Below are 22,204 nucleotides of genomic sequence, written 5' to 3' on the forward strand. Positions count from 1 at the left end.
CTTGCCCGCCGTTCCGTTAGTCGGCTTTTGTATCGAGTTCACAATCCAAAAAAATTGATGAACGAATTACATCAAAGCAATTAGGTGGCGGCAAAGGGATAAAATTCGTCGTTGCCTTAAACCTCCCAGCCCTCCGTTTTTTTATATCTCTGCGTAAAAATAAAAAAATGATGGAAAGGAATAAATAATATAGAAGGGAAATGCGGTTCTAACCTGTCCATTTTGGATTAAACTATTAAGAGGGAGATTCGTTTAAGGAGGGGCATCATGGTTAGAAAATGGGCTGGAAGAGCGATTCTGTTATATATCCTTTATGCAGCGGCGATGTATTGGTATATTTTTTATGGAGCTGATACCTCGATTCCCGAAGCTTTGCGTGGAACTGCAGCAGATCCTGCAACATTCCTGAATGCAAGGGAACTAAAGCTTAGCGAAGAGTATTCAGGACTGCGAAATTTTATTTTTTTCGTATCCACGCCATATGAATGGCTGTTGTATTTCTTCATTTTATTATTTGGTTTTTCAAAAGCATTTGAAAAGTCGTCAATGGCAGTCTCGAAATGGAAAGCGATCAGAACGAGCATCTACTTATTCTGGCTTTCCGTTATTTCTTACCTGGCCCTGTTTCCGATCAGTTTCATTGGATATCGGATGAGTAGGAATTACCATATAAGTACACAAAGTTTCACCTCGTGGATGAAGGATGGAGTCATCGAATTCTGGGTGAATTTCGGGATGATGTTCATCATCGTGTCCGTTTTGTATTGGTTAATGAATAAAAGTGTGAAGAAGTGGTGGCTCTATGCTTGGATGTTGTCCATTCCATTTTCCTTGTTCCTGATGTTTGTACAGCCTGTATTGATTGATCCGCTATATAATGAGTTCTATCCGCTCAAAAATAAAGAGCTGGAAACGGAAATATTGGCACTTGCCTCACAGGCTGAAATTCCTGCTGAACACGTGTATGAAGTAAATATGGCGGAAAAGACAAATGCCTTGAATGCATACGTGACCGGCATAGGCTCCAACTCAAGAATAGTCCTTTGGGATACGACCCTGAACAAACTGAAGGAAGATGAGATCCTTTTTATCATGGCACATGAAATGGCTCATTATGTGGAAAAGCATATTTATATAGGGATTGCAGGTTATTTAGGACTGACTTTAATCGGTTTGTGGCTGACCTCGAAAATCATGAATTTTATCATTAGACGCTGGGGCCATCTGTTAAAGGTTCGTTCTATTGACAGCATTTCTTCTCTTCCTTTATTTCTCTTGATAACGTCTGTGCTGCTCTTTGCTTCGAGTCCGCTGTCCAACTATGTTTCCAGATATCAAGAGACAAGGGCTGACCGTTATGCCATTGAAATGACCAAGGATAAAGAATCAGCAATCACGACGTTCCAGGAACTCACGAGATCGGGTTTGAGTCAAGTCAATCCACCATTCCTGGTTAAGTGGCTGCGGTATTCCCATCCAACCATGCTCGAGCGGATTTCAACGGTTGAAAATACAGATACAAAGGGTGATTGAAAGCCAGCTGAAAACCAGCTGGCTTTTTTCTTCTATATCGGAAAAATGTAAGTTTGTAAGTTGTTTTCAGAAAAAACTATTATTTTTAAAAACCTTAGGTTCTCTACTATAATAAATTAAATTCCCAGTTCGTTTTAAGGAGATCGGATATGTATAATGTACTTTTGATCACTATGGGCTCAGTGCTTGTAGCAGTAGCCTATAACTTATTTTTGATACCTCATTTAATTTTAAGCAGCGGACTTAGTGGACTTGCGATTATGTTCGGAATCATCACCCCGGTCAACACAGGGATATTGAATTTTCTGTTGAACCTCCCATTGCTGATTCTTGGTTACTTGAAATTAGGGAGACGCTTTATCACCTATACGATATTATCAGTTGTCGTGATATCCGTCAGTTTATACCTCATTCCAGTTCACGGAATATCCACTGATCCGATTTTGTCTTCTTTATTTGGCGGAATCATATCGGGATTCGGTATAGGCATCATCTTTCGTGCTTCAGGTTCTTCTGGCGGTTTTGATATCATTGCCATGCTATTGGCTAAGAAGAGCGATTTTCCACTTGGTACATTGCTTTCGGTGATGAATGCAGTTGTGGTGGTTATCTCAGGCTTCATCTTTGGTTGGGATGCCGCATTATATACGCTGATTTCCATTTATGCAGCAGGAAAGGTGATCGATACGATCCATTCCAATCACATTAAATTAACATTGATGATCGTTACCAAAAAGAGTGACGAAATGAAAACCAAGCTCCTCACCAACCTTTATCGTGGAATTACAGTCATGGATGGTGAAGGTGCATATTCAGGAGAAAAGAGTAAAGTAATGATGACAGTCATTACTCGTTATCAGTTAACCGATGTAAAAACGATGATAAAAGAAGTGGATCCGAATGCTTTTGTCAATATAACCGAAACCTCCGAGGTCATGGGTATGTTTCATAAAGAGTAATGATAATTAGAAAAGCCTCCCAACAATATGGGAGGCTTTTTTGATCATTAGGCTTTTTTTATTCATTCATTTAATTACCAAACTGTTTTAGTAAAACGTTCATTTCAGAACTTAGTTTTAAGAATAAAGGTTTGTTTTTCATATCCAAGGCTTCATCGATCTGTATTGCAAGGATATTCTTTTTGGTAGTAAGGACGGCTTCCTGAATAATCATATCAATTAACATTTCCTGAACCACGGCATCGTTTTTCATTTCGCTCATTGATAAGGACTTCACTGACTCTGAATAAGATTTTTCATTTTTCAAAGTTACCACCCCTGACCCTTTTTATTATTATATGGATTTAAGCGGATAAAATCAACTGAAAATTTAAAAAATTTAAACACTAATAGAGAATGTGTCGTTTAGATGACGAAAAAGCCACTATATAAAAGAATTCTTAATTTTTTGTGAACTCCCTTTTTATATATAAAGATTGTGCTATTATAGTGAGGAATTTAACATACATTTACTAGCCCCCTTCACTCTTCTTGGATAATGGGGAATGGAAGGGTACAAGCAATCAAGAGTATAAGTTTCGGTAAGCGGTGTTTAGCAATGAGGAAGAGGTGGATTAAAAATGAAGGAAAACAATCAGGGAATCATCGAGGAATATGAAATCACGCCACATACACTAATGGTTTCGCCAATCAATTACGGCAGTAAAATATATTCCCGAATCGTTGAAATGGAGGACGAGTTCATCTCCCCTTTTAAACCTATGGAAATAATAAAGAAAAGTTGTGAGTTCTTCGGATCAAGTTATGAAGGACGCAAGCAAGGCACGAAACAGCTCATAAACATCACACATAAAGCACCGATCGCGATCGATCCGACCAGTTCGATTTTCTTCTTTCCGACTACTTCTCCGTTGCGTCCTCAATGCATCTGGCTATCACATGAGCATGTGGCATCCTATGATCGCCTGGATCCCAAACATACAACCATCACATTCAGGAATAGACAAACCATCGATATAGCAGTATCATGCAGTTCTTTCGAAAACCAGCTTCACCGGACATCTTTTTTAAAAACGAAATTGATCCAGAGGATTGAGGAGACAAAGAGGAAATCCTTCTATCTGTTTTCCGATATAAATGGGGCAAAGGCTTCAGAAGTAATGTCAAAGTATATACCGCGTTAGGGAGGGCAGGGACAATCATAGAAGAATGCAAACGGGATTCATTCAAAATTGAAGCAAGCCCTTCTTATTAAAGAAGGGCCCGGGAATTAATCCTCAAATAATTCATCCATTAAATCGTCAATCTCTTTTCTTAACTGCTTAGTGCCTTCTTTGGAAATGGTGATCGTATTACCATCGATAATCAGCATATCTCCTACTTTTGCTCCCTTGGGGAGAGCGCTTTTAGGAAAATCCTTCATGTCACCACCTTCGATTTCAACGACAGCGACCTTTCCTTCGAAGCGATCAATAATTCCTTGTACCATTTATTTCACCGTCTTTACAGTAATTTTCTGACCTGTAGAAGTAAAAATAATGTTACCTGATTTATCTGTGCGATAAGTTTTGGCTTTCACTGAATTCAACCGTTTTACAACAGTGGAGGTAGGGTGCCCATAGCCATTTTTCCCTACACTGATTACAGCATATTTCGGTTTTGTTTTGTTAATGAAAGCTGAACTTGTCGATGTTTTTGCACCATGATGGCCGACTTTAAGTACATCCACACTTGGTACCAGTTTTTTAGCCAGCATATCTTTCTCTGCTTTTTCTTCGGCATCACCTGTAAACAAGAATGTTTTTTTGCCGTGTTTAAGTAAAAGGACAGCACTCCAATTATTTAAGTCAGACTTGGCATAGTCTTTAACAGGTGCAATGAATTTAAGGGAATTATCCTTTGCTTTAGTGTTGATTTCCACGCCAGTCTTCGCTTTTTTTATTGTAAGCTGCTTCTTCTTAACAGCCGTTAAAAAGTCTTTGTATGCCTGGGTGGTATGAGAAACTTTAGGGGCATACACAGATTTTACATTAAGCGATTTAATCACATAAGCCAGACCGCCTACATGATCCGCATCTGGGTGAGTGGATACTAATGCATTAAGTGTTTTTATCTTTTGTTTTTTAAGGTAGGCTACCACTTCGTCGCCCTTTCCTTTACCGCCGCCATCGATTAAAACGTTTTCATTATCGGTTTGTATAAGGATTGAATCTCCTTGTCCAACGTTGATGAAATGTACCTTCATATTTGAGGCTGCCTCAGTTGTTTTAAGTCCAGTGAATAAAGACAAAACAAGAACGGCAACCAGTAGAATATTTATTTTCTTCATTTTTCCCCTCCAATTAATAATTTACCATGTTTAACCGGAAAAACGGGGATTTGGACATGGTTTTTATTTGTGGTAAAAAAGGAAAAAACGTCTAAATCTATGGTTAGGTAAAATAATCCTAGGTATTTATATCTAAGTGATAAAGCGGTTAATTTACAGGTGAAAACCAATAGAAAATCTATTTCTCTCAGAATTTTTTATAAGAAGAATGTTGAAAGTGATATGGAAAGTTAGGCTTACCAACAAAATATCTTATTACAGAGAATGTTGATGAGTTTGTCTACTGTTTTTTTAGGTTTGTCCAATTTAAACGTTGATTTCCCCTCCAGGCACCCGCTTTCCGCGGGCGGTCCGGGAGCCACCTCGGCGCGTTTGCGGTCTCCCTCGGACACGCATTTCCCTCAGGAGTCTCGACCTTCCGTTCAATCAACTTTGTTTTAAAATTTAGATAGAAACGGCTACAAATTAAACCATGCAAACAAAACATTGCATGGTTTTTATAAGAAATAAGGGATTGGGAAAATTAAACAATGGGGGTATAAGAATGTTGATGATCATTTCTTAATACATAATATAATAGACACCCACGATGCAACAACAAATTTGTTCAATTTTTCACAAACTATTCGCGGAAGGCTCTTATTTTTTTCTGAATGTTCCTTTTTACTTTATACGTTTTATATCAAGAGATCGTTACTAGTAGATATAGGTAATGGATATGCAATTAACAATCTTTTGGAAAAAAACTTTTACGGACTCTAAAATGATAGTGTTGGCGAATGGTTATAATAGGCGTATAGGTGATTAAAATGACTAATTATGAACAGACGAGCCCGCCCGGCCTATTATTCTTTAAGGGCTGTGTCCTTAGAAATCGTTCAGTGCAAATCATGAGTGATGTGTTACATTCTACGGCGGATAATGATATTGATTACTTTTTCATTGATTTGTCGAAGCTGTTCGTCCAAAATAATTGTTTTCCTAACTTTCTATTTAATAAGGTGAGTGCTCTTGGTTTGATGGGGGGAATGATCACAACGGGTGTCACTCCAACCTTTGCCAAGGAATATGTAAAAATTTTTGATTTGAAGAATCTCAAAAATAAAATGTTTTAAGGATATTCAAAATGCACTTGATTACATAGGTTATGACTTGATCGAAAGTGATATTTCATGGTGCTAGATCCATATTTGAGATAGCCACTTATATTATGGATTATGGAATATTCATACAGGTGAATGGAGGTAAGTAAGTCCTATCGATCTTGATCATCAAAAATTGACCTCCCGTAACTTTAGGAAGCAGGAAAGGTGGGATGCGTTGTTAATGGTCATGCATACTTACAACGAAGGCATCTGTATCCTTCCCGAAAGGCTCCAAACACCCATATTTCACAAACATATATGGAGGATGCCTGTCTCTAATTCCTTGAATAGTGGTTTTTTTCGAAAAAGTAATAACATAACAAGTCTTCGGTTTTGTTGCGAAGGCGGGGATTGAAATAATTATGATGTTCCTCGTATCCTTTATATAAAAAACAATACATCGTGAAGGATTCATCGCGTTTGATTTCACTAACCTTAATATTCTCCTTGCGCAAATATCGCCTTACCTCGGCAAGTTCGTCTTGAACCACTTTTAAAATATGTTCGACTAGCTCCGAATAGGGCCTTTTTAATTTGAACGGACTAATTTCGATGACCTTGAGATCCCGGTTTAAGACTGTAATAACCATAGGGAGGTAGATGGCTTTTTCAATCATATTTCGGTCATCTTCTGGAATGCGGGTCATCTTGACCGCTCCTTTCTAATAGCACGGTTTTTAATATTAGTATGCATACCACGTAAAAATAGAACGTTTGTTCCGTTTTTTATCCTAATGTATTTTCAGTGTATATGCAAGCGGTTTTGATAAATCCAGAAATATTCGTTAACAAGATTATGTTTTCCGGAGTTAGGGAAAGTATGAAGGTATATGGATAATAATTCTTGCAATTTCAGGGGAAAGTGATATATCTAAAATAAACAGTTTTTAATAAGTTTATGCTGCTCTGATAGCAGCATGTCGAGGGAGATAATTATGGATTTGGATACTATACGTGAGTGGTTTACACTTGATCATATATCTGCACTTATTCAGCAATATCGCTCATTCGGTCCAATTCCTGGGATCTTACTGCCGATGCTGGAAGCTTTTTTGCCCTTTTTGCCTTTAGTGGTGTTCGTGCTTGCCAACGCAACGGCTTTTGGTCTCTGGTGGGGCTTTTTATTTTCTTGGATTGGTGCGGTAGCGGGTTCTTTTTTGATCTTTTGGATTATTAGAAGATATGGTCAAATGAGGTTTTTCCGATTTTTGCAAAAGCATAAACAGGTGCAGAGGTTGATGGTTTGGGTGGAAAGCCATGGATTCGGTCCTTTGTTCATATTGCTCTGCTTCCCTTTTACACCTTCGGCCATCGTTAATATCGTGGCAGGACTTTCAAAAGTCAGTCCCTTGCAATATGGACTTGCAGTGGTGGGGGGGAAAGCGGTGATGATCTTTACGATTAGCTTCGTAGGTTACGATTTAGTATCCTTAATTCATAAACCTGTGCGTACGATCATTATCGGGATCGTCATCTTTATCCTATGGTATGTGGGGAAAAGACTTGAAGTCCGGTTAAATAAAAGCATGAAGAGGGAAGAAGGAAAATAAATTAGTATATAAATGCAGTAGGGGTTGAACTAGATGGAAAAAACAAACAAGAATTCTTTATCCGATTGGATAAAACCAGCGATGATAGCTTTTGTTATTTACATCTTAATCCGTACATTTTTCTTTTCAAGCTATGATGTTGAAGGGAAGTCGATGCAGCCGACCCTAGAAGATGGAAATAAACTTGTCGTGAATAAAATCAATTACCAGATTCATGATATTAACCGTTTTGACATTATTGTTTTTCATGCAAATTCACAAGAAGATTATGTTAAGCGAGTTATAGGAGTTGCAGGTGACCAAATTCGATATAAAGATGATTGGCTTTACGTAAATGGTGAGAAAGTGGATGAGCCCTATCTTGAGAAATTCAAGGAAGGTTTCCCAGGACAGGACTTTACAGGTGATTTTACATTAAAAGAATTGACGGATGTGACCAAAGTTCCGGAGGGCAAGCTTTTTGTCATGGGTGATAATCGTCTTGAAAGTGCCGACAGCCGTCACTTTGGTTATATACCGGTTGAAAATGTTGTCGGTAAAGTGGATGTTCGATATTGGCCGGTCAAAGAATTCAATTATAAATTTACAGGTGAATGATCGTGGAAGCCCAAAATTATGTGGGCTTTTTCTTTTGAGGAAAAACGCGAACGTACGATTGGTGTTTTTTAAAGGGAAACGGTAAAATAATAGAAAGTAAATCTAATTGGAAACAGAAACCTAGTCATGGTGACTAAAGTATTTCTGGTATGATGGATCTAGATATTATGTTGTAAGGGGGAAAAAGAGATGTCACTCCGTTTTTTACTGGGAAGATCGGGTGCAGGGAAAACTTCGGATATATTGGACGAAATTCGCTCCAAATTGGCAGAAGATCCCGAAGGAAATCCAATTATCTACCTCGTTCCTGATCAGATGACGTTTCTATCTGAATATAAATTAATTAAAACACCAGGCCTTGCCGGAATGATCCGGACACAGGTTTTTAGTTTTAGCAGGCTTGCTTGGCGCGTCCTTCAGGAGACCGGGGGGATGAGCCGGCTGCATTTGGACAGCGTTGGCGTTAATATGTTGATACGGAAGATCATGGATGATAAAAAGGAAGAGTTAAAGATGTTTCGTCGTTCTGCCGATAAGCAGGGGTTCATTGCACAGATGGAGCTAATGCTGGCTGAGTTCAAGCAGTATTGCATCCAACCTGATGACATTCAAAACTATTTGGCCGAAACCTCACAGGCCGGCAGCGGCATTCAGGATAAACTGCATGATCTTGAATTGGTCTATCAGGCTTTTGAGGATGAAATGGTTAACAAATATTTAGATTCCGAAGACTACTTCACTTTACTGATCGAGAAAATGGCGGATTCTTCCTATATAAGGGATGCGGATATATATATCGATGGTTTTTATAGTTTGACTCCGCAGGAATTATTGATTGTGGAAGAAATGATCAAGCTGTGCAGGAGCGTAACGATCTCGCTGACGTTAGATCAGCCCTACAGGCAATATGCTCCGGATGATTTGCAGTTGTTCAGGCAAACGGGAAATTTATATCATCACCTTTATCAGGCTGGATTGAGGAATGGCGTACCGATTTCAGAAGATCGAATCTTAAAAGGAACGGAAAGGTTTGGAAAGAGCCCGGGGCTGAATCACCTGGAAACTTATTTTGCCATTCGCCCTGCCAAAGCGTTAGAGCAGTCGCCTGATGTGACGATCGCCCAGGCAGTTAACCGCAGAGCCGAGATTGAAGGAGTTGCCCGGGACATCTTGTCGCTGGTCAGACAGAAACAGCACCGTTTCAGCGATATTGCGATTTTAGTCCGGAATGGAGAAGCGTACGCAGATATTTTACAAACCGTTTTTCGGGATTATCAAATCCCCTTGTTCGTCGATTCCAAACGGACGATGCTGAATCATCCTCTGATTGAACTGATCCGTTCCACTTTGGAGATCATCAATGGTTATTGGCGTTATGAGCCGGTATTTCGTGCGATCAAGACGGAGCTTCTATTTCCGCTGCAAAAAAACCATGATAGAATGCGCGAACAGGTAGATAAGCTGGAAAACTATGTGCTGGCCCGTGGCATTAAAGGAAGCAGGTGGACGTCCAAAGATCGTTGGACCTACCGGCGCTTCCGCGGACTGGAACTCGAGGACCGGAATCAAACGGATAAGGAAATGCAGCTTGAGCAAGAGTTGAATGAGCTGAAGCAATTATTTACCGAGCCCATCTTGAAGCTTTCAAAACGTGTTAAAAAGGCTGTTAATGGCAGGGAATTGTGTGAAGCCCTTTATCTATATCTTGAAGAATTGCATGTACCGGAAAAATTGGAAAAGCTGAAACAAGAGGCAGAAGAAGCAGGTGATCTGGTATCGGCAAGAGAGCATGAGCAAACATGGAATGCAGTTGTCGACCTATTGGACCAATTCGTCGAACTGCTGAGCGGGGAAGAGCTTTCCATGAAACAGTTTGCAGTTATCATTGAAGCTGGTCTGGAGTCTCTTGAATTTTCTTTGGTACCGCCGGCAATTGACCAAGTATTGGTCGCCAATCTAGATTTATCCCGCCTGGATGATGTGAAGACAGCTTTTGTTATCGGCCTGAACGAAGGGGTCCTGCCAGGAAAAGCTGTATCTGACGGGATATTTTCAGATAGTGATCGTGAGGTGCTGCTGGCTGGTGGACTTGATGTTGCCCCAAGTTCAAAAGTGCGACTCCTAGATGAAGAATTTACAGCGTACAAAGCATTTACTACGCCTGCCGAGGCCCTTTATTTATCATATCCTCTTGCCGATGAGGAAGGAAAGGCACTTTTACCCTCATCCTATTTGAAACGGGTAAGGGACGTATTGCCCAACGTGTCCGATGTGTATTATATGAACGATCCGTCCGATCTGCCTGCTGAAGAACAGGTGAAATATGCTGCAAATCATGATGTCGCCCTATCGTACCTGGCTGCCCAATTGCAGCTAAAAAAAAGGAACTATCCAATCCATTCACTATGGTGGGATGTATATAATGCCATTTTGGATGATGAAATGGCCGGTCCTTCAGCAACTAAGGTTTTATCGAGCCTTTTTTATCAAAATAGGACAAAGAAATTATCTGAGGAAACAAGTAAGCAATTATACGGTGAGAGCATTCTTACGAGTGTATCCCGGATGGAAATGTTCAATAGCTGTCCGTTTTCCCATTATGCCGCTCATGGCTTGAAATTGCGGGAACGGCAAATTTTCCGTTTGGATGCCCCGGATATAGGCGAGATGTTCCATGGAGCATTGAAAATGATTTCCGATTATTTAAAGGACCATGATATTCCTTGGTCTGCATTGACCCCGGAACAATGCTTGGAGCTGGCCAGAATGGCTGTCGAGAGACTTGCTCCTAAACTCCAAAATCAGATTTTGTTAAGTACGAACCGCCATCACTATTTACGCAGGAAATTGGAAAATGTGATTGGCCGGGCCTCGATCGTATTAAGTGAACATGCAAAGGTGAGCGGTTTTGCCCCAGTCGGATTAGAACTTGGATTCGGAAAAAATGGCGAGCTTCCTCCACTTTCTTTCACATTGAAAAACGGTACGAAGATGGAATTGATCGGGCGGATCGACCGCGTGGATAAAGCGGAAGAAGATGAGGGTGTCTATTTGCGTGTGCTCGATTATAAGTCGAGTGAAAAGGAACTGAACATGAGTGAAGTGTATTATGGACTCGCGCTGCAAATGTTGACATACCTAGATATCGTCGTCACCCATTCCAAGTCCCTTATAGGAAAAGAAGCGATTCCTGCCGGCGTTTTGTATTTTCATGTGCATAATCCCGTAGTCAAATCAAAGGGAATGCTCAGTTTGGATAAAATTGAGGAAGAAATTTATAAAAGTTTTAAAATGAATGGACTAGTACTGGATCATTCAAATGTCATTCAGATGATGGATACTTCGCTTGATATTGAAAATTCGGGTAAGTCGGATATCATTCCAGCTGGATTTAAAAAGGACGGATCACTCCTTGCGGCTTCCAAAGTTGCCAGCAAGGAGGAGTTTTCGCTTCTGAATCATCATGTGCGCCGTATTTATCAGGAGGCTGGTGATCGAATGGTCGATGGTGATGTGGATATAACCCCATATAAATTAAAGGAAAAAACGCCGTGTACTTTCTGTTCCTTTAAATCTGTATGCCAATTCGACCAATCACTGGAGGAAAACCAATTCAGGAATTTGGCACAGAAGAAACAAAATGACGTTCTTGAGCTATTAAGGGGGGAGGGAGAGAAAGATGAGTAAAACGAAAATTCCTGCTCTGCCGGGAGATGTGACTTGGACGGAAGATCAATGGAAGGCGATATGGGCTAAAGATCAGGACATTCTGGTTGCGGCCGCCGCAGGTTCAGGGAAAACAGCGGTGCTGGTCAATCGGATCATTCAAAAAGTCATTTCCGAAGAAGATCCAATCGATGTTGATGAACTGCTTGTCGTTACATTCACGAATGCCTCGGCTGCCGAGATGCGCCATCGGATAAGTGAGGCATTGGAAAAAGCGATCAATGATAATCCGCATTCACAGCATCTGCGTAAGCAGTTGAGCTTGATTAATCGTGCCTCGATTTCCACACTTCATTCCTTTTGTTTAGAGGTGATCAGGAAGTATTATTATCTGACGGATATCGACCCGGGCTTCCGGATTGCAGATTCAACGGAAATCCAGCTGCTCCGTGATGAAGTGATGGAAGAGCTTTTCGAGGAGCAGTATGGCCAAAGTGATAATGAAGAGTTCTTTAATTTGGTTGATGCTTTCACAAGCGATCGAAACGATGATGCGCTTCAGAATATCGTTCGATCGCTGCATGATTTTTCGCAATCGAATCCAGAGCCGGCCCGATGGCTCGATGGTGCAGCTAGCATGTATGAGTTGGCAGATGATGAAGGGATTGATGATCTTTCGTTTATCGATTCATTGAAGTTCGATGTTGGCTTGCAATTGGACACTGCCAGGGACTTATTGGAACGCTCGCTTGCATTGACAAAAATCCCTGGAGGCCCGGCACCAAGGGCTGAAAACTATATAGCTGATCTTGCCCTGGTTGCTAAACTTTCGGAAGTGAAGGATCAATCCTGGAATGCTCTTTATGAAGAAATCCAAAATGTGAAATTTGGTACGGCAAAACGCCTTACTGGCGGAGATTTCATCAAAGAAGTTTCGGATGAGGCTACCAAGTGTCGTGATAAGGCGAAGAAAATCATCAAATCGTTACAGGAAGAGTTATTTTCCCGCAAACCGGAAAGTTATCTGCGGGATATAAGGGAGCTCAAGGGCTTTGTCGATACACTTGTAATGCTTGTTAAGCAGTTTGACGATCGATTTTTTGCTGCAAAAGCAGAAAAGAACTTGGTGGATTTCGCCGATTTGGAACATTATTGTCTTCAAATTTTGACGGGGGAAACTGTGGACGGTGAACGAAAACCTTCAGCCGCGGCCATAGAATACAGGAACCAGTTCAAAGAGGTACTCGTAGATGAGTATCAGGATACGAACCTGGTTCAGGAATCCATCTTAAAACTTGTGACGGCTGACGGCGAATATAATGGGAATCTTTTCATGGTTGGCGATGTCAAGCAGTCCATTTACCGGTTCAGGCTTGCGGAACCGAATCTCTTCCTTGGGAAATACACACGTTTTACTCATGATGGTGTCGATTCCGGACTGAAAATAGATTTAAACCGCAATTTCCGGAGCCGTAAGGAAGTTCTCGATGGGACCAATTTCTTGTTTCAACAGTTGATGGGCGTTACAGTCGGTGAGATTGTATATGATGAAGATGCCCAATTGAAAAAAGGTGCCCCATATCCCGAAGAAGATCCAAATCCGATCGAACTCCATTTAATCGATGGAACAGCCGATCCGGAAGCACATTCGGAAACGGAAGGATCGGATGGCGGGTTTGAAGCCGAGGAGCTTGAAAAAGCACAGCTCGAAGCAAGGCAGATGGCCAAGCTCATTAAAAAGGCTATAAGCGAAAAGCATCGGATATATGATACGAAAACCCAAAAGTACCGATCTGCGACTTATCGGGACATGGTCATTCTTCTTCGTTCGATGCCATGGGCACCGCAAATCATGGAGGAATTTAAAAAGCAGGGCATTCCAGTATATGCTAATTTATCGACTGGTTATTTTGAAGCGACCGAAGTGGCCATCATGATTTCCTTATTGAAGGTGATAGATAACCCGCAACAGGATATCCCATTGGCATCCGTTCTCCGTTCACCTATCGTCGGTCTGGATGAAGAAGAGATGTCACAGGTGCGTTTGTTCCATAAAGGAAGCTATTACGAAGCGCTAGCTGATTTTTACAGAAGGAGTGACCCGGAAGAACACCCGGGGCTTTATGAAAAAGCCTCTGCTTTTTATAAAAAACTCGTGAAGTGGAGGAAGCTTGCCAGGCAGGAGGCATTATCAGATTTGATTTGGCTCCTATACCGAGAAACGCAGTTTTATGATTTTGCAGGTGGGATGCCTGGTGGCAAACAGCGTCAGGCCAATTTAAGAGCGCTGTATGACAGGGCAAGGCAATATGAAGCAAGTTCTTTCCGCGGACTGTTCCGTTTCTTGCGTTTTATAGAAAGAATGCAAGAACGTGGGGATGATTTAGGGGCAGCCCGGGCTTTAGGAGAGCAGGAAGATGTAGTCCGGCTGATGACAATTCACTCCTCAAAGGGGCTTGAGTTCCCGATCGTGTTCATTGCCGGCCTTTCCAAGCAATTCAATATGATGGATTTACGCAAGTCCTATTTATTGGATAAGGATTATGGCTTTGCGGCAAAGTATGTGAATTCCGAATTACGGATAACTTATCCATCCCTCCCTCAAATGGCTTTCAAGAAAAAAAAGCAGCTTGAATTAATTGCCGAGGAAATGCGTGTCCTCTACGTGGCGCTTACAAGGGCTAAGGAGAAGCTTTATTTGATTGCCAGTATCAATGATGCTGAAAAAACGCAGCAGAACTGGGAAAGTAATGCTGCACATGGGGAGTGGCTATTGAAGGACTATGTACGGGCAGGTGCAAAAAGTTATCTTGATTGGATTGGACCATCCCTTGTCCGACATCGGGATTCTCTTGGTGCTGCAGGTCAAGGATTGGAAATGGAGTCGCATCCATCGAATTGGTCCATTTCCGTCATTCCAAGTGAAGAGCTTGCTGTTCTGGACGAGGAAGAGGCACTGGTTCAAGAGCAAATGCTTGACCATGTCCAGAAATCGGAGAAGGTCGGTATCGTTTCCGAGTTTTATGAAGATATCAAGGAACAGCTGGAATGGAAGTACCCCGGACATGATGCGACGGTGTATCGTTCCAAGCAATCCGTTTCTGAATTAAAACGTCAATATGAACTCAAGGACGAGCAAAGCTCCACAGAGTTGTTGCGTAAATTTAAGCGACCTATCACGAAGCGGCCGACTTTCATGCAAGAAAAGTCACTGACTCCTGCTGAAAGGGGTACGATTACACATTTAGTCATGCAGCATATCGATCTAACTAAAGAGATTACCATTCAATCGATTCAGGAACTGATCGTTGACTTGATTCAACGTGAGTTGTTGACGGAGGAACAGAAAGAAGCTGTGGACCCTGAGACGATCGTCGATTTCTTTGACACTGAAATCGGGCAAAGAATGCAGGGGGCCGGGAGCATTCGCCGTGAAGTGCCATTTACGATGTCGTTGCCTGCAAAGGAAGCTTACAGCGATTGGGCAGCTGGAGATGAAGAGATCCTTATTCAAGGTGTGATTGATTGTATCTTTGAGGATGAACAAGGTCTTGTGCTCCTCGATTATAAAACGGATACCATCACCGGCCGTTTTGCTAGCGGGTATGAAGGTGCCAAAGAGATTCTTGCCGATAGATACCGGATGCAGCTCCAGCTTTATACGAGGGCTGTTGAAGGGATAATGAATAAGAAGGTAACCGGCCGTTACTTGTTTTTCTTTGATGGCTCGCATTTATTGGAAGTATAAGAGAGAAGGAGTGTCCCATTTATATGGGACGCTTCTTTTTGGTTAAATAAACAGAATAGTTTGAAAAGGTATAAATGCTTACTATATACTAGTGGAGAAAAATACCTTTTTAAAGGAGTAGAGACGAGTATGACGAGTGAGATCAAGAGCAAGGGATACTTTGGTGAGTTCGGTGGAAGCTTCGTACCTGGTGAACTTCAGGAAGTTATGGATATTTTGGAAACGGAATTCCTGAAATATAAGGATGACCCGGAATTCATTGAGGAGTTTCAATATTATCTGAGAGAATATGTCGGACGCGAAAATCCGTTAACACATGCGAAGAATTTAACGAAAAAGGTTGGCGGGGCAAAAATATACTTGAAGCGTGAGGATCTGAATCATACAGGTGCTCACAAAATTAATAATGCGATCGGACAAATCCTGCTCGCTAAACGGATGGGTGCTAAACGCATCATCGCAGAAACGGGCGCTGGGCAGCATGGTGTGGCGACTGCCACTGCATGTGCGTTGTTTGGCATGGAGTGTGTGATCTATATGGGTAAGCTGGATACGGAGAGGCAGGCCTTGAATGTCTTTCGGATGGAATTGCTGGGGGCAAAGGTCGTAGCGGTCGAAAAGGGACAGGGTCGATTGAAGGATGCCGTTGATGAGGCATTGAATGATTTGGTGCAAAACTATGAAAATACTTTTTACTTGCTTGGTTCAGCAGTGGGACCACACCCATATCCAACGATCGTTAAGCATTTTCAATCAATCATTAGTGAAGAATCAAAGCGCCAGATCCTTGAAAAGGAAGGAAAACTGCCAACTGCCATCATTGCTTGTGCAGGAGGGGGAAGTAATGCGATCGGTGCTTTTGCTCATTATATAGATGAAGGCAATGTCCGTTTAATTGGTGTAGAGCCAAGTGAGGCACCAAGTATTTCCCAAGGTGTCCCGGCAGTATTACACGGATTCAAAAGTTTGACGTTAGTGGACGAACAAGGAGAACCAAAACCGACATTCTCCATAGCCGCCGGTTTGGATTACCCGAGCGTGGGACCCGAGCATAGTTTTTTGAAAGAAAGCGGACGAGCGGAGTATGTGACGGTAAAAGGGGAAGAAGCACTTGAGGCTTTTCAGGTATTATCCAAAACAGAGGGGATCATTCCAGCTCTCGAAAGCTCGCATGCTCTGGCTCACGCCATGAAGCTAGCAAAAGAGTTGACAAGAGATGATATACTGATCGTTAATTTATCAGGCAGGGGAGACAAAGATGTCGAGCAAGTATTTAACATGTTAGAAAAATAGGCCGAATTTAAAAGCCTCCCTGGAAATGGGAGGCTTTTTCTTTGACTAATTATTCCCCGTAATGGGCTGGTCGACCCCATTGACATCAAGGACATTGCTACCGTTCAGGCCATTAGCCGTGAAGGTGATTGCAGCTGTGTTCCCTGATCCGGATCCGTAAACGGATTTGGAGGAAGACTTAGGGGAAATGACGGCGCAATCACCGAATAACAGGTTTCCTTGCTCGACATTAAATACTTGAACTGGGCCGATAATGGCGGGCATATGAACCCCTCCTTTAAAAGTTTAAGTGTTGTTGGTTGAATCCTCGATTGGCGTTTCTTCGTTTTTTTTAGGAACCTCCCGAATATGTTTCACTCTTGATTCCATACGCGCATGGCCTACGTTCCCCACACCCACCACAGATGAGGATGATATCCCGATTATATTGATATTGCCGACCCGTATGAAGGGATTCGGATTTGAAAAACTTGATATGACTGGTTCATTCAATCTTGGAATATAAAATGGTCTCTTGAAAATTTCATAATCTTCGAAATGAATATCGACTGACTGGAAAGTTTCACTTCTCTTTTGGACCGCTAAAGCCAGGGCATTTCCATCTATATATGAAGTATCCCCGATTTGCAGGGCGGAGCTGAATGATACGGTGTCGGATAATAAAGATTTTACTTTTGATATTCTAGAAAACATGTTATTTATCCTTCTGGAGTAAGCGGCACGAGTGGCCCGATAATAAGGGATTCCGGCGGGGTATCGAATGCTGAGGATAGCTGGACCGTTTGTACATCCCCTATGAGAAATAAAGCAGAGCTTGCTACACCGGTAATTTTAATATCACCTACACAAAGCTGGTGATTGATTACATTAAACTCCATTTGGATTTCCTCCTCCTGTCTCGGTTTGTGAATGGGTAATGAATTGGAATAATGCAGTTTGAATATCGGATTTTACCTTCTCCCTGATCTTCTCCTTGACATTATCCCGTTGCTGCGGAGCACGTTCCGCGTATGAAAGATTATCGAAATACATATTGATACGTTGATGCAGCTGGCGTTCGACGTCCTGTTTAATGAAGTCATGATAAGAGGGTTCCAATGATATTTTCAGCTGGTTTTCCGCATCGTGAATCATATTTTCCAAGTCTGAAAGTATCTCGTTGTGAATTTCCTGGACGACGATCTCCCTGCCCGGAAATAGGTTAGGTGCAGGTTGAACGGGTTGGTTGTTGACGGCAAATTCATCAATGTTGTTAAGGTCATTGGGATTTAAACCGATATTCAATGTTCCATCTAAAGATTCGACCTTTAACTGATCGAATTTATATTCAATTTTATCTACATGGATTGGCGGTTTATTTTTCAGCTCGGCAAGTTCATCTGTCAGGCGTTTGAGTTCGTGTTCAAGTTTCATGATCCGCTTATCCTGGGCTTCAAGGAAACGCTGCATTTGTATGGAATACGAATAAAGATCCTGATTCACGATTCAACACCTCACCTTCATAAAAAGTTAAATTCATATATGACAGTATATGAAAAAGTTGGATATAGGTGAATGCCTAAGAAGGTGTAAATGGGACGAAACTGGTTAATGGGACTACATCAGCTTCGATTTCAGGAGCAGGCTCAGTGAATCCACCGGTATTGGCTAATGTGGAATATGATTTAATCACCCCGGCACTTCCTATTTGAAAAACGGATGAATTGGAGATGCTTTCAATTTTTATCATATTGATTTGTATGGTCTGGTGAATATTGAAGATCATGCTGACTCCTTTCTTAAAAACATTAGAGATTTAAGACCAGTGGCTGATCGACACCATCTGTATCATTTGTATTTGTGGTGCTGTAGGCATTATAGAGGGATATGGATTCACCTGTATTAAAAGAGCCAGCACCTGCAAACGTTTTTGAGGTGGAAAATGGACTTATTTTAAAGACGTCACCAATATGGACAATTCCACTGCTACCGACGTTGATGACTTGAACGACTCCTACGATGGCCGGCAAGAAAATCACCCTTTTTTTATTCTGGTTTTTCCCTTGAATCTCAGGCCATGAGCCTATCACTGAAGGGAGTTTCAATGTATTGTATGTTGGCTCATGCTTGATGTGATTCATCTGCCTATTAATATATTGTTATATAACAATGGTGAATGTTATTGAAAGTTTGATAACAGATATGGTAATATAATACTAATTCAGAATCTTCAAATAAAATTAGAGGTGAGGAAATGAATGTACCATTAGTATTATCGCATTTCTTGGATCGGGCAGCCTTACTATATGGCGATAAGAAAGCCATCATTGGAGATGACAAGGTTTTAACATACTTAGAGCTGAACGGTCGTGTAAACCAGCTTTCGAATGGTTTAAGGGACCTTGGAGTCAAAAAGGGTGATAAGGTGGCATATTTGGCACCTAACTCAATTGAAATGCTTGAAGGCTTTTATGGGGTCTTTCAGCTTGGGGCAGTAATCGTTCCATTGAATATCCGTTTAAAGCCTGCCGATTATGTATTCATTTTGAACCATAGCGAGTCAAAGGTCCTTTTCGTAGATCAGGAATTGTATCATCTAATTTCCCCTGTCAAGGATGAACTTGAATCGGTGGAGCACATAATCGTTCATTATAAAAATGAAGAGATAAATGAAACCGATTACAACCATTGGCTGGAACGTTATGATAACAAGTGCTTCAACAGGGAGTCCGTGGATGAAAATGATGTTTCGAGCCTCCTTTATACTAGCGGGACCACAGGAAATCCCAAAGGGGTGATGCTGACCCATCGCAACAACTATTTACATGCCCTGGGTGCGATGCATCATTTCAGGGTCAATGACCGCGATACATATTTGCATGTACTGCCGATGTTCCATGTGAATGGGTGGGGTGCCCCATTTTATTATACGGCAAATGGTGCCACTCAAGTTTGTTTGAGGAAAACCAGCCCCGAAATGATATTTGATGCACTCCAAAAACATAAGGTTTCCATAATGCATATGGCACCAACGGTTCTGAATTCCCTGTTTCAATATTATGAACGGAATGTTCCGAATATCGAGCAGGATATCCGGATCGTCGTTGCGGGTTCCGCACCGCCTCCTGCATTCGTTACAAGGGTGGAAAAAGAGTTAGGGTGGGAATTCATTCAAATTTACGGAATGACTGAATCAACACCGGTTAGTCTGATATCGCTGATTCGTTCTGAATTCGATGATCTTTCGGAAAAAGAAAAATACAGAATGAAGGCGAAAGCCGGATATCCCATCATAGGCAGCGAGGTAAAGGTTATCCATGACAATGGTGAGGAAGTGGCCCATGATGGCGTGGATATCGGGGAACTCATCGTCCGCAGTCATGGAGTGATGTTAGGTTATTGGAAAAATGAAGAAGCGACCAGCCAGGCTTTGAGAAATGGATGGCTGCATACAGGGGATATGGCCACAATCGATGAAAATGGCAATGTTGATATCGTTGACCGCAAAAAGGATATCATCATTAGTGGCGGAGAAAATATCTCTTCCATAGAAGTGGAAGGAGTACTCTACGAACATCCGGAAATTCTTGAAGCGGCAGTCATTGCCGTTCCGCATGAAAAGTGGGGAGAGACACCGCATGCCTTCATTGTGCCAAAAGGGGGCGTGGAATTAACGGAGGATGATATAAAGGCCTTCACACGGGAAAAACTAGCTCATTTCAAATCAGTTACCAGTGTGTCGTTCGTCGATGAGCTTCCAAAAACGGCATCAGGGAAAATACAAAAAATCCATCTCCGTAATGATTACTGGGAATCTAAAGGGAAAACAGGCAGATTCGTTAATTGATGCCTCGCTAACGCTGTTCAGAAATGATCAGCGTTTTTTCTGTTTCCCTTTAAATTCGGTTTCATATTAAGCTATGAATAGTAACTCATGCCATTGTTGGATAAGGATGGTCATTCAGGAGCGATGGAATTTGTTTCGATAAAAAGCTTCCTGTTTAAAGATAAAGTGTTACTATTATAAAATATTTCGAATTATTATAAATTTTCTTATTCGTCATGTTGATTCTAGGAATTTTGGATTGTGGGGGAGAGCATTGAAACGTATTCATTATAGCTGGGTTATTTTAATCATAACCTTCTTCTCGATTATTGTAGCGGGAATCGTTAGGTCATCATCGGGAGTATTCATCGTACCATTTGAAAGTGAGTTCGGTTGGGACCGGTCCGTCATTTCTTTAGCTTTCGCCATAAGTCTTTTTCTTTATGGATTATCGGGTCCATTCATGGCCGCTCTAATTGAAGTGCTTGGATTGAAGAAAATGATGGTATTGGCCATGTCCACTTTATTGGCAGGGATTTTCCTCACTTTTTTCATGGAGCATGAGTGGCAGCTTATTTTAATTTGGGGAATTATCATTGGACTGGGTTCCGGAGTGTTTTTAACGGTATTGAGCCCATATGTGGCAAATCGTTGGTTTGAGAAGAGGCGGGGGCTGGCGGTAGGGATACTGACGGCAAGTACAGCAACGGGCCAACTCATTTTACTTCCGGTTTTAGCCATCATCATTGAGAATTATTCATGGAGATGGGCGATTGGATTAATTTTGATCCTTAGCTTGATCATGCTGGCAATCATCCTTTTATTCATGAAAAACAATCCGATGGATGTCGGCACTCTTCCATATGGATTGGAGGAGGAAAGTCAGGAGGCCGTTATAGTCCAAAAGAAGAACCCCATCGCCATGGCTTTTCAGTCATTGATTCAAGTAGTGAAAGTGAAGGAATTCTGGCTATTGGCAGGGAGCTTTTTTATATGCGGACTTTCAACGAGCGGGTTGATCGGCACACATTTCATTTCTTACTGCATTAGTTTTGGTTTACCGGTTGTGACGGCAGCATCACTGCTATCTTTCATGGGAATCTTTGATTTGATTGGTACGACTGTATCCGGGTGGTTATCAGATCGTTTTGATAACCGTTGGCTGTTGTTTTGGTATTACGCTCTAAGGGGTGCTTCCCTCGTATTACTTCCTTTTGCGCTAAATGAAGGCTCAATCGGTCTATTGATCATCTTCTCCGTTTTTTATGGCCTGGATTGGATAGCCACCGTTCCTCCGACCATAAGCATTTCAAGGCAAGTCTTTGGCATGGAGAAAAGCGGGATTGTATACGGATGGATATTCGCGGCCCATCAGGTGGGTGCGGCAGTGGCGGCGTATGGTGGAGGGCTTATCTTCAAAATATTCAATTCCTATACATGGGCATTCTTCCTGGCAGGAATCTTTTGCTTATTGGGCAGTTTGTTTGTCATACTGATAAAAAAGCAAAAAGCGGTCACGAAAGTTAAAGCTGATGCAATGGAGTTATAGAAAGGATGTTAAATCTGTATGGATGAAAGA

At 41.6% G+C, this 22,204-nt stretch carries 21 protein-coding genes; 11 read left to right on the plus strand and 10 right to left on the minus strand.

The genetic code is table 11. From position 1 onward, the window contains the following. Positions 1-267 precede the first annotated feature (267 nt). Together QNH43_RS05870 and QNH43_RS05875 are read left to right on the plus strand one after the other, a co-directional pair. Positions 268-1,533, plus strand: a complete 1,266-nt coding sequence (locus QNH43_RS05870; protein ID WP_283917135.1) for a M48 family metallopeptidase — start codon at positions 268-270, stop codon at positions 1,531-1,533. 149 nt (positions 1,534-1,682) lie between these two features. After that, the gene (locus QNH43_RS05875; protein ID WP_076367243.1) at positions 1,683-2,492 is read left to right on the plus strand and encodes a YitT family protein; all 810 of its coding nucleotides are present in this window, start codon (positions 1,683-1,685) and stop codon (positions 2,490-2,492) included. A gap of 70 nt (positions 2,493-2,562) precedes the next feature. On the opposite strand, the gene QNH43_RS05880 is transcribed toward QNH43_RS05875, so the two are convergent. Continuing rightward, the gene (locus tag QNH43_RS05880; protein WP_283917136.1) at positions 2,563-2,799 is read right to left on the minus strand and encodes an IDEAL domain-containing protein; all 237 of its coding nucleotides are present in this window, start codon (positions 2,797-2,799) and stop codon (positions 2,563-2,565) included. Between the two features lie 313 nt (positions 2,800-3,112). Between QNH43_RS05880 and QNH43_RS05885 the strand changes: the two genes are divergently transcribed. Next, positions 3,113-3,676, plus strand: coding sequence for a competence protein ComK (locus QNH43_RS05885; RefSeq protein WP_283917137.1), 564 nt, complete (start codon positions 3,113-3,115; stop codon positions 3,674-3,676). An 86-nt stretch (positions 3,677-3,762) separates the two neighbouring features. Here QNH43_RS05885 and QNH43_RS05890 read toward each other — a convergent pair whose 3' ends face one another. Beyond that, positions 3,763-3,981, minus strand: a complete 219-nt coding sequence (locus tag QNH43_RS05890; RefSeq protein WP_283917138.1) for a DUF3006 domain-containing protein — start codon at positions 3,979-3,981, stop codon at positions 3,763-3,765. Next, positions 3,982-4,821, minus strand: coding sequence for a ComEC/Rec2 family competence protein (locus tag QNH43_RS05895; protein ID WP_283917139.1), 840 nt, complete (start codon positions 4,819-4,821; stop codon positions 3,982-3,984). It abuts the gene before it with no gap. A gap of 809 nt (positions 4,822-5,630) precedes the next feature. Between QNH43_RS05895 and QNH43_RS05900 the strand changes: the two genes are divergently transcribed. After that, entirely contained in the window at positions 5,631-5,936 is a 306-nt protein-coding gene (locus QNH43_RS05900; protein ID WP_283917140.1) for an STAS domain-containing protein, read from the plus strand. A gap of 305 nt (positions 5,937-6,241) precedes the next feature. Here the strand turns inward: QNH43_RS05900 and QNH43_RS05905 are convergent, their stop codons facing one another. Beyond that, positions 6,242-6,613 carry a YhjD family protein gene (locus QNH43_RS05905; RefSeq protein WP_076367233.1) on the minus strand — a complete coding sequence of 124 codons (372 nt, stop codon included), beginning with the start codon at positions 6,611-6,613 and terminating at the stop codon, positions 6,242-6,244. Positions 6,614-6,901: 288 nt separating this feature from the next. On the opposite strand from QNH43_RS05905, the gene QNH43_RS05910 reads away from it, so the two are divergent. The 5 genes from QNH43_RS05910 (at position 6,902) to trpB (ending at position 16,820) form a co-directional block, all read left to right on the plus strand. Then, the gene (locus tag QNH43_RS05910) at positions 6,902-7,516 is read left to right on the plus strand and encodes a TVP38/TMEM64 family protein (RefSeq protein ID WP_283917141.1); all 615 of its coding nucleotides are present in this window, start codon (positions 6,902-6,904) and stop codon (positions 7,514-7,516) included. A gap of 33 nt (positions 7,517-7,549) precedes the next feature. Beyond that, a complete protein-coding gene (gene lepB / locus QNH43_RS05915; protein ID WP_076367229.1) occupies positions 7,550-8,113 on the plus strand; it encodes a signal peptidase I in 564 nt (187 codons plus the stop codon). 189 nt (positions 8,114-8,302) lie between these two features. Beyond that, positions 8,303-11,800, plus strand: coding sequence for a helicase-exonuclease AddAB subunit AddB (gene addB / locus QNH43_RS05920; RefSeq protein WP_283917142.1), 3,498 nt, complete (start codon positions 8,303-8,305; stop codon positions 11,798-11,800). Beyond that, complete coding sequence (addA, locus tag QNH43_RS05925) at positions 11,793-15,527, plus strand: helicase-exonuclease AddAB subunit AddA (protein ID WP_283917143.1); 3,735 nt, start codon at positions 11,793-11,795, stop codon at positions 15,525-15,527. The genes addB and addA overlap by 8 nt, the downstream gene beginning before the upstream one ends. Positions 15,528-15,656: 129 nt before the next feature. After that, positions 15,657-16,820 carry a tryptophan synthase subunit beta gene (gene trpB / locus QNH43_RS05930; RefSeq protein ID WP_283917144.1) on the plus strand — a complete coding sequence of 388 codons (1,164 nt, stop codon included), beginning with the start codon at positions 15,657-15,659 and terminating at the stop codon, positions 16,818-16,820. A 45-nt stretch (positions 16,821-16,865) separates the two neighbouring features. On the opposite strand, the gene QNH43_RS05935 is transcribed toward trpB, so the two are convergent. The 6 genes from QNH43_RS05935 to QNH43_RS05960 form a co-directional block, all read right to left on the minus strand. Next, entirely contained in the window at positions 16,866-17,084 is a 219-nt protein-coding gene (locus tag QNH43_RS05935; protein WP_283917145.1) for a spore germination protein, read from the minus strand. A 21-nt stretch (positions 17,085-17,105) separates the two neighbouring features. Next, positions 17,106-17,513, minus strand: coding sequence for a spore germination protein GerPE (locus QNH43_RS05940; RefSeq protein ID WP_283917146.1), 408 nt, complete (start codon positions 17,511-17,513; stop codon positions 17,106-17,108). A gap of 5 nt (positions 17,514-17,518) precedes the next feature. After that, the gene (locus QNH43_RS05945; RefSeq protein ID WP_283917147.1) at positions 17,519-17,698 is read right to left on the minus strand and encodes a spore gernimation protein GerPD; all 180 of its coding nucleotides are present in this window, start codon (positions 17,696-17,698) and stop codon (positions 17,519-17,521) included. Beyond that, positions 17,688-18,302, minus strand: coding sequence for a spore germination protein GerPC (gerPC, locus tag QNH43_RS05950; RefSeq protein ID WP_283917148.1), 615 nt, complete (start codon positions 18,300-18,302; stop codon positions 17,688-17,690). Before gerPC ends, QNH43_RS05945 begins: the two co-directional genes overlap by 11 nt. A 76-nt stretch (positions 18,303-18,378) precedes the next feature. Next, complete coding sequence (locus QNH43_RS05955) at positions 18,379-18,585, minus strand: spore germination protein GerPB (RefSeq protein WP_283917149.1); 207 nt, start codon at positions 18,583-18,585, stop codon at positions 18,379-18,381. A gap of 22 nt (positions 18,586-18,607) precedes the next feature. Beyond that, positions 18,608-18,829 carry a spore germination protein gene (locus QNH43_RS05960; RefSeq protein ID WP_241590647.1) on the minus strand — a complete coding sequence of 74 codons (222 nt, stop codon included), beginning with the start codon at positions 18,827-18,829 and terminating at the stop codon, positions 18,608-18,610. A 224-nt stretch (positions 18,830-19,053) separates the two neighbouring features. Here QNH43_RS05960 and QNH43_RS05965 point away from each other — a divergent pair, with 224 nt between their 5' ends. After that, positions 19,054-20,646 carry a long-chain-fatty-acid--CoA ligase gene (locus QNH43_RS05965; protein ID WP_283917150.1) on the plus strand — a complete coding sequence of 531 codons (1,593 nt, stop codon included), beginning with the start codon at positions 19,054-19,056 and terminating at the stop codon, positions 20,644-20,646. A 253-nt stretch (positions 20,647-20,899) separates the two neighbouring features. Beyond that, complete coding sequence (locus QNH43_RS05970; RefSeq protein WP_283917151.1) at positions 20,900-22,174, plus strand: MFS transporter; 1,275 nt, start codon at positions 20,900-20,902, stop codon at positions 22,172-22,174. Positions 22,175-22,204 lie beyond the last annotated feature (30 nt).

The organism is Peribacillus simplex (genome assembly GCF_030123325.1).
Taxonomy (GTDB): Bacteria; Bacillota; Bacilli; order Bacillales; family DSM-1321; genus Peribacillus; species Peribacillus simplex_D.